The organism is Pseudoalteromonas xiamenensis (assembly GCF_017638925.1).
Taxonomy (GTDB): Bacteria; Pseudomonadota; Gammaproteobacteria; order Enterobacterales; family Alteromonadaceae; genus Pseudoalteromonas; species Pseudoalteromonas xiamenensis.
Map to the genome: position 1 here is coordinate 2430001 of NZ_CP072133.1, position 13810 is coordinate 2443810.

10 protein-coding genes, 3 rRNA genes and 2 pseudogenes (1 of these 15 cut by a window edge) are annotated in these 13810 nt (G+C 46.7%); 9 read left to right on the forward strand and 6 right to left on the reverse strand.

The window, feature by feature from the left end:
• The 3 genes from J5O05_RS11780 to rrf (J5O05_RS11790) all read left to right on the forward strand — a co-directional run.
• A 23S ribosomal RNA gene (locus J5O05_RS11780) occupies positions 1-1318 on the forward strand; it begins 1568 nt to the left of the window's first position.
• 131 nt (positions 1319-1449) lie between these two features.
• Positions 1450-1564, forward strand: a 5S ribosomal RNA gene (gene rrf, locus J5O05_RS11785).
• 80 nt (positions 1565-1644) lie between these two features.
• Positions 1645-1759: ribosomal RNA gene (rrf, locus tag J5O05_RS11790) — 5S ribosomal RNA — on the forward strand.
• A gap of 756 nt (positions 1760-2515) precedes the next feature.
• Here rrf (J5O05_RS11790) and J5O05_RS11795 read toward each other — a convergent pair.
• Positions 2516-2860: a rhodanese-like domain-containing protein gene (locus J5O05_RS11795; RefSeq protein ID WP_208842209.1), complete on the reverse strand. Its 345-nt coding sequence runs from the start codon at positions 2858-2860 to the stop codon at positions 2516-2518.
• Positions 2860-3051, reverse strand: coding sequence for a YgaP family membrane protein (locus J5O05_RS11800; protein WP_208842210.1), 192 nt, complete (start codon positions 3049-3051; stop codon positions 2860-2862). Before J5O05_RS11800 ends, J5O05_RS11795 begins: the two co-directional genes overlap by 1 nt.
• A 134-nt stretch (positions 3052-3185) precedes the next feature.
• Between J5O05_RS11800 and J5O05_RS11805 the strand changes: the two genes are divergently transcribed.
• The 3 genes and pseudogenes from J5O05_RS11805 to J5O05_RS11815 all read left to right on the forward strand — a co-directional run bounded on the left by J5O05_RS11805 (position 3186) and on the right by J5O05_RS11815 (position 7839).
• The gene (locus J5O05_RS11805; RefSeq protein WP_208842211.1) at positions 3186-3494 is read left to right on the forward strand and encodes an ArsR/SmtB family transcription factor; all 309 of its coding nucleotides are present in this window, start codon (positions 3186-3188) and stop codon (positions 3492-3494) included.
• Positions 3491-6802 (forward strand): annotated as a pseudogene (locus J5O05_RS11810) (efflux RND transporter permease subunit). Before J5O05_RS11805 ends, J5O05_RS11810 begins: the two are co-directional and overlap by 4 nt.
• The gene (locus tag J5O05_RS11815) at positions 6793-7839 is read left to right on the forward strand and encodes an efflux RND transporter periplasmic adaptor subunit (protein ID WP_208842212.1); all 1047 of its coding nucleotides are present in this window, start codon (positions 6793-6795) and stop codon (positions 7837-7839) included. Before J5O05_RS11810 ends, J5O05_RS11815 begins: the two are co-directional and overlap by 10 nt.
• A 69-nt stretch (positions 7840-7908) precedes the next feature.
• On the opposite strand, the gene J5O05_RS11820 is transcribed toward J5O05_RS11815, so the two are convergent.
• Complete coding sequence (locus tag J5O05_RS11820) at positions 7909-8586, reverse strand: nitroreductase family protein (protein WP_208842213.1); 678 nt, start codon at positions 8584-8586, stop codon at positions 7909-7911.
• Positions 8587-8702: 116 nt separating this feature from the next.
• Here J5O05_RS11820 and J5O05_RS11825 point away from each other — a divergent pair, with 116 nt between their 5' ends.
• The 3 genes and pseudogenes from J5O05_RS11825 (at position 8703) to J5O05_RS11835 (ending at position 11488) form a co-directional block, all read left to right on the forward strand.
• Complete coding sequence (locus tag J5O05_RS11825; protein WP_208842214.1) at positions 8703-9362, forward strand: fumarylacetoacetate hydrolase family protein; 660 nt, start codon at positions 8703-8705, stop codon at positions 9360-9362.
• Positions 9363-9409: 47 nt separating this feature from the next.
• Positions 9410-10598: pseudogene (gene purT / locus J5O05_RS11830) on the forward strand (formate-dependent phosphoribosylglycinamide formyltransferase).
• On the forward strand, positions 10595-11488 hold the full coding sequence (locus J5O05_RS11835; RefSeq protein ID WP_208842215.1) for an aldo/keto reductase: 894 nt from the start codon (positions 10595-10597) through the stop codon (positions 11486-11488). Before purT ends, J5O05_RS11835 begins: the two are co-directional and overlap by 4 nt.
• 79 nt (positions 11489-11567) lie before the next feature.
• Here the strand turns inward: J5O05_RS11835 and J5O05_RS11840 are convergent, their stop codons facing one another.
• From J5O05_RS11840 to J5O05_RS11845, 3 genes are all read right to left on the reverse strand, one after another.
• Positions 11568-12029 carry a TorF family putative porin gene (locus J5O05_RS11840; protein ID WP_280117643.1) on the reverse strand — a complete coding sequence of 154 codons (462 nt, stop codon included), beginning with the start codon at positions 12027-12029 and terminating at the stop codon, positions 11568-11570.
• Entirely contained in the window at positions 11968-12246 is a 279-nt protein-coding gene (locus J5O05_RS22480; protein ID WP_280117644.1) for a TorF family putative porin, read from the reverse strand. The genes J5O05_RS11840 and J5O05_RS22480 overlap by 62 nt, the downstream gene beginning before the upstream one ends.
• Positions 12247-12592: 346 nt before the next feature.
• Positions 12593-13768: a hypothetical protein gene (locus J5O05_RS11845; protein ID WP_208842216.1), complete on the reverse strand. Its 1176-nt coding sequence runs from the start codon at positions 13766-13768 to the stop codon at positions 12593-12595.
• Positions 13769-13810: the final 42 nt, after the last annotated feature.

Below are 13810 nucleotides of genomic sequence, written 5' to 3' on the forward strand. Positions count from 1 at the left end.
AGTTCATATCGAATCGTACCCGAAACCGACACAGGTGGTCAGGTAGAGAATACTAAGGCGCTTGAGAGAACTCGGGTGAAGGAACTAGGCAAAATGGTACCGTAACTTCGGGAGAAGGTACGCTCTTGTCTGTTAAGCCCTCGCGGTGTAAGCAGACGGGAGTCGCAGAGAATAGGTAGCTGGAACTGTTTATTAAAAACACAGCACTGTGCAAAATCGTAAGATGACGTATACGGTGTGACGCCTGCCCGGTGCCGGAAGGTTAATTGATGGGGTTAGTCTTCGGACGAAGCTCTTGATCGAAGCCCCGGTAAACGGCGGCCGTAACTATAACGGTCCTAAGGTAGCGAAATTCCTTGTCGGGTAAGTTCCGACCTGCACGAATGGCGTAATCATGGCTACGCTGTCTCCACCCGAGACTCAGTGAAATTGAAATCGCAGTGAAGATGCTGTGTACCCGCGGCTAGACGGAAAGACCCCGTGAACCTTTACTATAGCTTGGCACTGAACATTGAACCTACATGTGTAGGATAGGTGGGAGGCTTTGAAGCAAGAACGCTAGTTCTTGTGGAGCCGTCCTTGAAATACCACCCTTGTATGTTTGATGTTCTAACGTTGGCCCCTAATCGGGGTTACGGACAGTGCCTGGTGGGTAGTTTGACTGGGGCGGTCTCCTCCCAAAGAGTAACGGAGGAGCACGAAGGTTTGCTAAGAGCGGTCGGACATCGCTCGGTTAGTGTAATGGTAGAAGCAAGCTTAACTGCGAGACAGACACGTCGAGCAGGTACGAAAGTAGGTCATAGTGATCCGGTGGTTCTGAATGGAAGGGCCATCGCTCAACGGATAAAAGGTACTCCGGGGATAACAGGCTGATACCGCCCAAGAGTTCATATCGACGGCGGTGTTTGGCACCTCGATGTCGGCTCATCACATCCTGGGGCTGAAGTCGGTCCCAAGGGTATGGCTGTTCGCCATTTAAAGTGGTACGCGAGCTGGGTTTAGAACGTCGTGAGACAGTTCGGTCCCTATCTGCCGTGGGCGTTTGAGAATTGAGAGGGGCTGCTCCTAGTACGAGAGGACCGGAGTGGACGAACCGCTGGTGTTCGGGTTGTCATGCCAATGGCATTGCCCGGTAGCTACGTTCGGAATCGATAACCGCTGAAAGCATCTAAGCGGGAAGCGAGCCTCGAGATGAGTTCTCACTTGGAGTTTAACTCCACTAAAGGGCCGTTGGAGACTACAACGTTGATAGGCAGGGTGTGGAAGCGCTGTGAGGCGTGAAGCTAACCTGTACTAATTACCCGTGAGGCTTAACCATACAACGCCAAAGTGGTTTAAGTTGTTAGAAGTTAAGTATTGACTAAAGTAGACAACGACGAAGTAAAAGACATTAATATCAGAATTCCAGATTTAGTTTACTTGCGGTAGCGAGTAGACGACCAGCTTATGCTTGGTGACAATAGCGTTGTGGACCCACCTGACCCCATGCCGAACTCAGAAGTGAAACGCAACAGCGCCGATGATAGTGTGGCAGCTGCCATGTGAAAGTAGGACATCGCCAGGCTCTTAATTAAAGAAAACCCGCTCAACGAGCGGGTTTTTAAAAGATAAATAAAAATTAGAACAAAATCTAAGCAGAATTTGCTTGGTGACAATAGCGTTGTGGACCCACCTGACCCCATGCCGAACTCAGAAGTGAAACGCAACAGCGCCGATGATAGTGTGGCAGCTGCCATGTGAAAGTAGGACATCGCCAGGCTCTTAATTAAAGAAAGCCCGATTCGAAAGAGTCGGGCTTTTTTGCATTTTGGTGTTAAATAGCATTACTGTTATACCAGACTGGGTAGTCAGCTCTATCCCAATGCCGAACTCAGAAGTGAAACACAACAGCTGGAAGGCCAGCCCCGGCCGATGATAGTGTGGCAGCTGCCATGTGAAAGTAGGGTGACGAGGAAGCGAAGATTGATAATCTTCGCAGTCCGAGGAACGCAAGCGAAGCGCAGCCGGACTAGGCGTCCCCGACCATCGCCAGGCTAGGCTAGGCGCCCCCGACTCTAATTAAAGAAAGCCCGATCCGAAAGAGTCGGGCTTTTTTGCATTTTGGCGTTAAATTGCATTACTGTTATACCAGACTGGGAGTCAGCTCTATCCCAATGCCGAACTCAGAAGTGAAACGCAACAGCTGGAAGGCCAGCCCCGGCCGATGATAGTGTGGCAGCTGCCATGTGAAAGTAGGGTGACGAGGAACCGAAGATTGATCATCTTCGCAGTCCGAGGAACGCAAGCGAAGCGCAGCCGGACTAGGCGTCCCCGACTCTAATTAAAGAAAGCCCGATCCGAACGAGTCGGGCTTTTTTGTATTTTGGTGTTAAATCACATTACGGTTACGTCAAACTTGGTAGTCAGCCCTATCTCTATGCCGAACTAGGTGTTCCCGACAAGGTGAGTCTAACTCTTAATTAGATAAAAAGGCCTCTTCGAAAGAAGAGGCCTTTTTATAATGCCAAATCAAGTACTAAAAAACTTCACAGATCTCGTCTGCTTTACAACCAATCACGGTAACACTTTGATAGCCGATCCGTTCTAATTGCTCTGCAGCAAGTACCGCTCGTCCCCCCGCCGCACAATGCACATAGATTGGACGATGACAGTCGGCTTCAATTGCAGGCAGTTTAAATTCCAAAAGTCCCCGAGGAACATTAATTGAACCTTTGGCTGCTCTTGCTTGATGTTCTTCAGGTTCACGAACGTCAACCAGTAAGCCACCATTAGTCATAATTTCTTCCTTTGCTTCTTTCGCGGTAATACAACGAAGAGACGGTTTTACTGTTTGCAAAATATCCTGAATGGGCTTGAGCATTATTCTTCCTCTATTCCGATTTTCTTTAAGATGGTGATCATTGGACACCACTTTGTGAATGCTGACTGGATAAGGTTAGCAGCAATAAAGACGGTAAACCAAACCCAATTTGGGTGAACGTAGTGAGTTAAAAATAGAGATACCAGCACCATAACACCCGCAATTAAGCGTAAAAAGGCATGTAGCTTCATGTCAAACCTCAAGAGACCAATATATACACAACATTAGTATATTAGAAAAGGCTAAATTAGCAATATCTAATATTAGACTTAGCTAATATAATTGCCTATACTGTGCTCACTTAAATAAGTTTTGGGCAGTCAATATGGATCTTCAAGCGATGGCACACAATGCCGAACAGGCAGAAACATTGTTAAAGTTAATGGCAAACAAAAATCGATTGATGATCTTATGCCGTTTGCAGCAAGGAGAAGTGAGCGTCAGCGAACTAAATGATTCTATCCCGCTCGCACAATCGGCACTTTCCCAACATCTTGCAAGCTTGAGAAATGCCGGCATCGTTTCTACACGTCGCGAGGGACAAGCAATCTACTATCGAGTAGCGGATGAGCGTGTCGCTGTAATCCTACAAGGGCTCTATACTGTGTTTTGTCAGCAAGGAGAAAATGCATGAGCATGACTGAACAGGCGGTTCGGCAGAGTTTATCGGGTAAATTTCCCATCTTTGTATTTATACTGTCTATTTTATTGGGCACGATGGCACTTAATTTCACACCGCGTGAAGAAGAGCCACAAATCGTTGTGCCTATGCTCGATATTTTAGTTGAAGCTCCAAATACAGAAGCGCCAGAAGTCGCTCGATTAGTCACCACACCGCTCGAAAAACTGTTGATGCAGATCCCAGGTGTGGAACATGTTTATTCGACTACACAAACGGGAGGCGCAGTAGTTACGCTACGCTTTTACGTTGGGGAAGACCGGGAAAAGGCGATATTAAATACTTACGCCAAGCTCTACGCGAATCAGCATACCATGGCACGCGTTATCAATAATTGGCAGATCCGTCCAATCGAAGTTGATGACGTACCGATTGTGATGCTTGGTTTATACAGTAAAGACACCACCCGTTATTCCGATTTTGAACTCACCCGTTTTGCTCAAGAAATATCGACTCAGCTTCAGCAGATCCCAGATACGAGTGAAGTGAAAGTCATTGCAGGTCGCACTCGTCAAATTCAAATCTATCTCGATGCGACAGCATTGGCTGCACATCAAACTACACCGCTTGATGTGTTAATGGCGCTTCAGCTTTCAAACCAAGTGCAATATGTTGGAACCGTAGTCTCTGGGCAAACGGCATTCGCAGTAGAGGCTGGCGATGTATTGCGTAGCAAGCGTAGTATTGAAAAACTGGTTGTGAATGTGATTAATGGCCAATCCATCTATTTAAAAGACGTCGCGAGCATACAAGACGGTGCAGCAGAACCAAACAATTATCAATGGCTTGCTACAACCGATAGTGAGCAAAATTTGCCTATGGTTACACTCAGTGTCGCTAAACAGCGAGGCAGTAATGCGGTGTCTGTTGCTGAACAGAGTCTCGCGTTAATGGACAAGTTACAACAGTCAATTTTGCCAAAAGAGATAGGGGTAAAGGTACTGCGTAATTACGGACAAACTGCTGATGAGAAAGTAAACGATCTCACGTCGAGTTTAGCGTTTGCCGTATTTACGGTTGTGGTGTTTGTTGGCGTATTTTTAGGTTGGCGTCCGGCCATTGTTGTTGGCTTAGCGGTGCCGATTTGCTATGGCATTACACTCGCTTTGGACTTTGCGTTTGGTTACTCCATCAATCGCGTGACATTGTTCGCCCTTATTCTTTCACTGGGTTTGCTTGTTGATGATCCGATCACCGGCATCGATAACATCAGCCGACATTTGCTTAAAAAAGGGAAAAGTAAGGATGTCTCTATTGTCGACGCCATCAGCGAAGTCAAGATGCCGCTTATCATGTCGACACTTACCATTGTTATGGCGTTTATTCCATTAGCATACATTACAGGCATGATGAAGTCCGTATATGGCACCTATGGCATTTAACGTGCCTGTAAGTGTAATTGTGTCTACCGTTGTGGCGTTTTTCGTTACGCCTTGGCTTGCCAAAATGTTATTGAATCAGTCGTCTCTTCAGGATGAGGTAATAGACGGCAAGCAAATAGAGCAAGGCCCCTATGCTCGGTTTATCACGCCATTATTAGACGATAAACGTAAAGCAAAATGGGTGCTTTGGTCTGTGCTAGGTTTATTTATCGCTAGTGTCAGTTTGCCGATGTTTCGTGCTGTTCCGCTTAAGTTGCTGCCTTTTGATAATAAAAATGAAGTACAAATTCTGATTGATATGCCAGAAGGAACCAGCCTTGAACATACCGCGCGTATGACCAAGCAAGTCCAACAAATTGTCTGGCAGATGTCAGAAGTCACAGCCGTTGCGGGATACGTGGGCAAACCATCCAGTATGGACTTCAATGGTATGGTACGCGGTTATTATCGCCGTGAAGCCAGCCATTTTGGTGAGTTACGTGTTTTACTAACGGATAAATTGACAAGAGACCACCAATCTCATGGTGTGGTATTGCGACTGCGCCAAGCGTTACAGCCCTTTAGCCGAGATGGTGTGCTAGTCAAAGTTGTTGAAGTCCCGCCAGGTCCTCCTGTTTTAAGTACGCTCGTTGCGGAAGTTTATGCTGATGCTTTTATTTCACCAGAGGTGCATCAGGAAGCCGCCGAGAGATTAGCAAGCCGTATAGCTCTGGAACCGCACGTAGTTGAAGTTGACATCTCGATTGCGGCTCATGCGCCGTTAAAAAGGTTTGTGACGGACAAAGAAAAGGCTGCGCTGTCGGGTATTGCAACGCAAGACATCAATCAGACTTTGGCAATTGCCAGCGGTGGACAGGTTGCGGGTCTTATGTACGTTGCGGATGAAGCAGAACCTTTACCTATCCAGTTGCAGTTGCCTTATCAAGATAGAAACGAATGGCAGAATCTGATGGCATTGCAAATTCGTGGTCGACAAGATCTTGTTAAACAAGGTGATGATTTTGGACTTACATCGGCCAAACGCCCTTTAGTCGCGCTCTCTGAGTTAGGTGAGACTCAAGTCGCCGCGTGTTGAGCCGATGATAATGCGAAAAGATTTGCGAGAAGTGATTTACGTGACCGCTGAGTTGAATGGTCGCACGCCTGCCGAAGTTATCGCGGATGTCGTTGCTGATGAAATTCCAACAGGTGAAATTATTCCAGAACAAAACGTATCACACTGGGAAACGAGAAATTACCTACAAAGTGGTGGCGGAGCCTATTGGCAAATGCCAGCAGGTACACAGTATCTGTTTGGTGGCGAAGGTGAATGGCGGATCACGGTCGATGTGTTTCGAGATATGGGTATCGCATTTGCATTCGCACTCACCGCAATTTTCGTGATTTTACGCTTCCAAACGGCATCAAGCAGTGTGTCACTTATCATCATGTCGGCAATTCCATTGACAATGATAGGGATTATGCCGGGCTTTTGGTTGTTGAATCAGTTCGGCGAGCGCGAAATAGCAGGGGCGCCTGAACCTGTGTTATTCACCGCGACCGCGATGATAGGCATGATTGCTCTGGCTGGCATCGTTGTGCGCAATTCTTTGATCTTAATTGATTTCATCAATCAAGCCAGAGAGCAAGGCGCTTCTATCCGTACTGCGTTGATCCAAGCCGGCAGCGTTCGTATGCGACCCGTGCTTTTAACTGCGGGTACGACATTACTCGGTAACATGGTGATCATTCTCGACCCAGTATTTAGCGAGACTCGCGCTTGCTATCATCTTTGGCATTATTGCCTCGACATTATTTTCACTCATTGTTGTGCCGCTTGTTTACTACCTCGTGTTTGCTGAGGATACATCACCTTCTCAAGGAGAAACGCCATGCGCTTAAGTAATAAAATTGCGCTTCCTATCGCTGCTATTGTTGGGCTGTTAATTGCTGTTGCTTGGATGGCGGGTTTATTCGCTGACAAAACACCTGCGGGTCTTAAAGAACAACAGCAAGCATTCAAAGGCTCTATTCAAAACGTCAGTATTGAACTACTCAATGTCACAGAACGCGCACCGGGGAGTATTGTCGCCAAAGAAAACACCTTGGTTGCCAGTCGTTTGTTAGCCCAGCTCAAAACATTAACTGTGCGGGCAGGAGACAAAGTGGAGCAAGGGCAAATTCTGGCACGGTTAGATGATGCGGACCTAAAAGCCCAAGTTTCTCAAGTGAAAGCGGAGCAAGACGCCAATACCGCACAACTTCAACAGGCAAAGAAACAGCTAGAGCGCAGCCAAGCTTTGCTAGAGCAGGGTTTAGTCGCCATTAATCAAGTTGATGAATGGCGTGCGAAAGTGGATGAGTTGAACGCAAGGCAAAACGCGTTATCTCAGCAACTGACTGCCGCTGAAATTGCGTTAGGATTTAGCCAAATTCAAGCGCCTATTTCGGGCACAGTCGTAGAGCGCCTTGTCGAGCCGGGTTCCATCGTTGCGCCAGGTACGGCGTTGCTGTCACTGTATAATCCAGCGCAACTTCAAGTACAAGCAGCAGTACGCGAACAGCAAGCTGCTCATATGCAAGTGGGTGATAAACTCAAAGTGTATGTGCCCGCTACATCACTTACTCAATATGCCACCATTAGTGAGATTGTGCCTGTCGCAGACAGCAGTGCGCGTACATTTTTGGTTAAGCTCGACATGGGGTTAATGCCGTCTGTTGTGCCAGGAATGTATGCACAAATTGAATATCAGCTAGAACAACGCCCGGCATTGCTTATTCCATCTCACTTAGTGAAGCAATACGGACAACTCGATATGGTGCAAGTGGTTGATAATGGCGTCCTCAGCCGTCGTTACATTCGATTGGGCGATGCGTTTGGCGACAAGGTTGAAGTCATTAGTGGTCTTTCAAAAGAAGACAAACTCGCGATTTACTAGCACAGAAGTACGCTTAAATATAACGCCACAGACTCTTCTGTGGCGTTTTGGTCTTTTTATGGGCGTCTTCTACAAAAAGGTGGCAATTTCCTCAAGCGACTTTTTCACTAGGGCATGTTCAGGCACGCTAGCATCCTCAGCGGGGTAACCCGCAATAATAAGCATGTAAGGACGTTCATTGTCCGCATCGCGACCACAGATCTCGGTTAAAAAAGACATCGGTTTTGGTGTGTGTGTTAGGGTCACAAGTCCGGCGTTGTGCAGTGCTTGGATTAAAAAGCCAGTCGCGATACCTACCGACTCGTGTACATAGTAGTTCGTGTTCGCATCTTCAGCGTGTATCCCACCTTTTTTCTGACTAAAAATCGCAATGAGCCATGGAGCATGCTCTAAGTAAGGTTTACTCGCGTCTGTTCCCAACGGTTTTAGCGCATTAAGCCATTCCTCGCCCGCACGTCCTTCATAAAATGAACGTTCTAAATTTTCCGCTGCAATGCGGATTTTTTGTTTCACCTCAGGGCTGCTGATAGCCACAAAGTGCCATGGTTGATGGTTCGCTCCACTTGGTGCAAGACCTGCCGTTTTTATACAGGCTTCAATAATCGGTTGTGGCACATCGCGGTCGCTAAAACTGCGAATTGAATGACGACGTTGGCTATTTTCCAGAAAGCACTGCGCGCGCGCTAACATTTCATTCTGCGGATATTCAATAAAGTCAGTTAGTGGTACATTGGCATGATTCTGCATGGGTTATCTCTTGTTTAATATTGGCTTGCAAAAGTTATAACGTGCTTGTACCTGCATAGCAACCGAGAAACCGCGACGCAGACCAGTCTTTTAATTCTTTGGTAAAAGGAGCGTGAATGTATTCACATATTTGGTCAGATGGCTCGAAGATTGATTTGCCAATAGGCAAGGCCGTTTGTGTAGGTCGAAACTACGTTGAGCACGCAAAAGAACTTGATAATCCAATACCGGATAACCCAATTTTATTTATTAAACCGAAGACATCGATAGTCCGTTTTGATCGCAACCTCACCTTGAATAAAAAACTCGGTGCTCACCACTTTGAAGCCGAATTGGCGCTACTGGTTGGTGAAACAATCACTCGTGGTACGGTCTCACCGTTGCAATGTATTGTCGGGGTTGGCCTTGCGTTAGATATAACGTCGCGTGAGGTACAAAATGAGTTAAAAGCCAAGGGTCATCCATGGGAGCGAGCGAAAGCCTACGACAGCAGTTGTCCCGTTACTGCATTTCACCGGTGTTCACTGTCTAAATCCTCCTCATACGAATACCGTTTTTGGCAAAATGGAGAATTAAAACAGCATGGAGACAGTGCCTTGATGTTGTTTCCATTGGAAAGACTCCTGCGTGAAATCAGCCAATCGTTCACATTAGAGCCCGGTGACATTGTCCTTACAGGCACACCAAAAGGGGTTGATGTACTGAACGATGGTGATGAACTCACGCTTCAACTGCTTGATTATCCGCCTGCTCAAGGCCAAGTTGCGATAGAATAAAACAATGTTTTACGGCGCAATGTGTCGCCAGTTACCAAGGAACCAATATGAAAATCAAAGCGCTAGGAACCCCTTTTTCGAATACCGCATGCAAAGTGTTGCTGTGTGGTGGTGGCGAGCTTGGCAAAGAAGTGGTTATCGAGTTTAAGCGACTCGGCGCAGAAGTGGTGGTGCTCGACCGCTACGAGAACGCACCAGCGATGCAAGTAGCCGACCGCAGTTATGTGTTATCCATGCTCGATGGTGAGCAATTAGAAGCTATCATTCGTCAAGAGAATCCTGACTACATTGTGCCAGAAATTGAAGCGATTGCGACGGACAGGCTGGTTTCTTTGGAAGCAGAGGGGTTCACGGTAGTACCAACAGCAAAAGCCGCACAATTAACCATGAATCGCGAAGGGATCCGACGTCTTGCTGCAGAAAACCTTGGTTTGCCGACGTCACCGTATCAATTTGTCGATAGTTTTGATGATTTTGACCAAGCAGTGCGTGACATTGGCATGCCTTGCGTAGTGAAACCGATAATGAGACTCATCGGGTAAAGGTCAAAGTGTGGTTAAACACGAAAGCGACATAGCGCGAGCATGGCAATATGCTCAGGAAGGTGGTCGGGCAGGAAAAGGCCGTGTCATTGTGGAAGGCTTTATTGACTTTGATTATGAAATTACGTTGTTAACCGTACGTCACGTTGATGGCACGAGCTTTTGCGAACCAATCGGTCACCATCAAGAAAACGGAGATTACCAACAAAGTTGGCAACCACAAGCCATGTCACCGATGGCACTGGCACGCAGCCAAGAAATTGCGCATAAAGTTACTGAAGCCTTGGGAGGTCGAGGTTTGTTTGGCGTGGAATTATTCGTCAAAGGTGATGACGTCTATTTTAGCGAAGTGTCTCCGCGTCCTCACGACACCGGAATGGTGACATTGATTTCGCAAGACTTAAGTGAATTTGCGTTACATGTCCGCGCCATACTTGGTTTACCTATCCCTACTATTCACTTCCATGGCCCATCGGCATCAAGTGTGATCCTGGTGACTGGTGAGTCAACCGAATTGCAGTTCGGGAATGTGTACAATGCGTTGAGTATTGCAAATACCGACTTACGTTTGTTTGGCAAACCGGAAGTGAAGGGAACTCGTCGCATGGGGGTTGCATTGGCTCGTGGACATTCTGTAGAAGAAGCAGTGACCGCAGCGAAAACTGTCGCGGAAAAAGTAGAGATCACGTTATGAATGAAACAGTAAGACCGATAGGTGACTTAGTCCTTGGCTTTTGGCGCTTGTTGGATTGGCAATTTTCCACGCAACAATGCATTAAATTTATTGAACAAGGTATTGAGCGAGGGATTATCGATACTGACCACGCCGATATCTATGGTCAATACGAATGTGAAGCCAAATTTGGTGAAGCGCTTAAAGCCGCTCCGACACTGCGCGACCAAATTCGTATCATCACCAAATGTGGGATCCGTCCCGCATTCGCAAGCAAGGGGTTGGCAGGTAAAGCGAATCACTATGACTCGAGTAAGGCGCACATTATTGCAAGTGTGCAGCAGTCACTTCGCCATTTCGGTACGGATAGGTTGGATGTACTGTTGATCCACCGCCCAGATTATCTAATGAATGCGGATGAAATGGCGGATGCGTTTAACACACTTAAGCAAAACGGTGATGTATTGCACTTCGGTGTCTCAAATTTTACACCGTCGCAAATTGCCTTGCTGCAATCGCGGTTAAACTTCCCGTTAGTCACCAATCAAATTGAATGCTCACCATACGAAATGAAAGCGTTGGATGATGGTACATTAGATCAGTGTCAGCAGCTTGGTATGCACCCCATGTTGTGGTCACCACTCGCTGGTGGTCGTCTATTCAGTCACGACGATGAAAAAGCACGTCGACTTCGCGACGTCATGGCACAAGTGGGTGAGGAGCTTGAGGCTAAATCTCTGGATCAAGTTGCTTACGCTTGGCTTATGGCATTACCAAGTGCCCCCAGTATTGTGCTTGGAACGGGTAACATAGAACGTGTGAAAAGTGCCGTTGCGGCCAAAGCCATCGAGCTTAATCGAGAGCAATGGTATCGGATTTGGCAAGCGTCAACAGGTCACAGTGTTCCGTAACTGGCTTAAGCATTGAGAAAGAAAACGCATAAAGGGCCGAAAGGCCCCTGATTTGCAGCAAGTATCAAAGGAATGCCCGTTACAGCTCGAAGCTTACACCGTAACTTGCAAACACTTTAATGTCGTCGTCGGCCTTAAGGTCGACTTTTTTCAGTCCGAGTGTGATGCCACTTTTAGTAAGGCTTATCCCGTAATCCATGTAGCTATCGTCTTCACCATACCAATCTTTAATTGTATCGCCACTAGACTGAGCAATGTGAATATCTAACGTGGTCTCGTTGAGCACGGTAAATGAGGCATTTGCTTCAAGATACAACATGTCCCCGCTTGGCGCGGATGCTTCATCAACAAATGTGGTGTACGACGCTTTTAGCGTTAACCATTCCCACGTAACTGAGCCGTAAATCTCACCGAAATCAATGTTTTCAGCCGCGTCAGGGTAAGCGTAATACAAGTAGCCGACGTCATAGCCAATCCCATTACTTTCCCATGCAAAGCCGCCGTATACATCGAGTCTCGTACCCTGCGCTTGCTTCTTCACCGAAATCAATCGTTGACATCCAAGTTCCGACATAGAAACCACTTTCATGGCTGTAGTCGAGTCCACCGCTCACGGCTGCTTTATCGCCGGTTTGTGTGATACCTCGCCAAAAGTAGTTGGAGCTTGCCGCTACGTTGGCTTCCACGCCAGCGAGAGCAGATTGACTAGAGAGCGCGAGCAAGGCGCACGTTGCAAGCACGATTTTTTTTGTTGTCATTGTTGTCACCTCATTCATTGTATCTGACTAAGTAATAGCAACTGACACGCCAATCTCCATTTTTTATTTAAATTTCTTTATTAATACAATAATAACAATTGGTTATGATTTGCTCAGGAAACGAGTCTCGGGACTGGTGAGGATTTATACGCACTTTTTTGGTGCAAAAATGTACAGCGCTGCACTTGTACCGAGCATCATAACTTTATGATCAAAAAGCGCTTTTCGCAGCGAACAGGCGGAAGGTTTGGTGCTATTGGAAGGGATTAATGTAAAAGCAGTCGCCTGCACCTCATTGAGCATTCAACATGGTATTGAATATTCAATGAGGTTGGATTTAGACGGATTAACCAAAAATGGTACGCAGTAATTGAATGGTTTCGTTGACAGAGCGACCTTTTTCCACTTCGGCAATTATCGAGTCACGCTTGTCTTGCAGATACGCGGGTAAATCTGGATTGTCCAGTGCTCTATCCACTAACACGGTCGCAGATTCTTTTCCTCGCCTGACCGATTTTGTGCCACTAGTCGCACGACCTGAACTCGTTCTTTTTGGCTTATTCAGTGCTTTAAAGTAATTTGATTGCTCAGGCGTGTCTTCGTCAACGTAATAGAACCAACAAGGGAGTAGTGCCTTGTAGCGTGTCAGTGTCGTTTCTAACTCATTCGCTGGAAGGCTTTGTCTAAACCAAGGCATCGCATGAATCGTCTGCACAATATCATCCCAATAGCGACCAAAGTCACGATTCGATAATCGTGCAACACCAAGCGCCATACACAGCGTGTCCAACTTACTTGCCATCACCGGCGTAAATACATCCGGTCTGCGCATAGCGAGTAAGCGTGTTGCAGGTGCAAGCGTAGGGGTGTCGTCAATGCCGTTAAAGGCCTGTAAATAAGCAACGATGAACGCTTGGTAATGAGCTTCAGTCACATCACCTTCAAGGGGAATGTGCGTGAGTGCCTCATCGAAGCTAAACGGTACATCGGCTAAGACTTGATGAAACCCCTTCGCACTTTTCGTTGCCGCAAACCATTCACAGTCGAACGGGTAGGCACTGGTGTCATGTGTTGCGGCGTATTTACCGGTAAAAACAAGGCGATCTTCCACAATCATATCCGCGAGCTTCTGTTCGCGTAATGCATCAATATGCTTAAGGAGTGCTAATTGCTCATCGAGAGCCAATGCTTCCTTATTGCCTTCGATAAACATCATTAACACGGGCCAAGGCGCAACACGTAATGATTTTAACTGTAAGTAGCTGATCGCATTTTGCAGTAAATCCTGCAGTTTTTTTACCGTTGGTAACTGGGTATCTTCAAGTAAATCAAAATTGATACGTCGCTTTGCCACATCGAGTAGCTCAAAACACCAACCCAAAAAGTCTTCAGGGTGATTAGTTACTTTTACTGCCATTAGATTCAGGCTAATGTCAGTCGCTTGTTTTAAAATGTTTTGATAAATACCGCTTTCGATTTCGGGTAGCGCCATTTTTGAAGGGGAAGTAAGCAGCTTTTTCATGCTGGGTAAAGTCTCCAACTGAATTTTGCGATAGCTATTAAG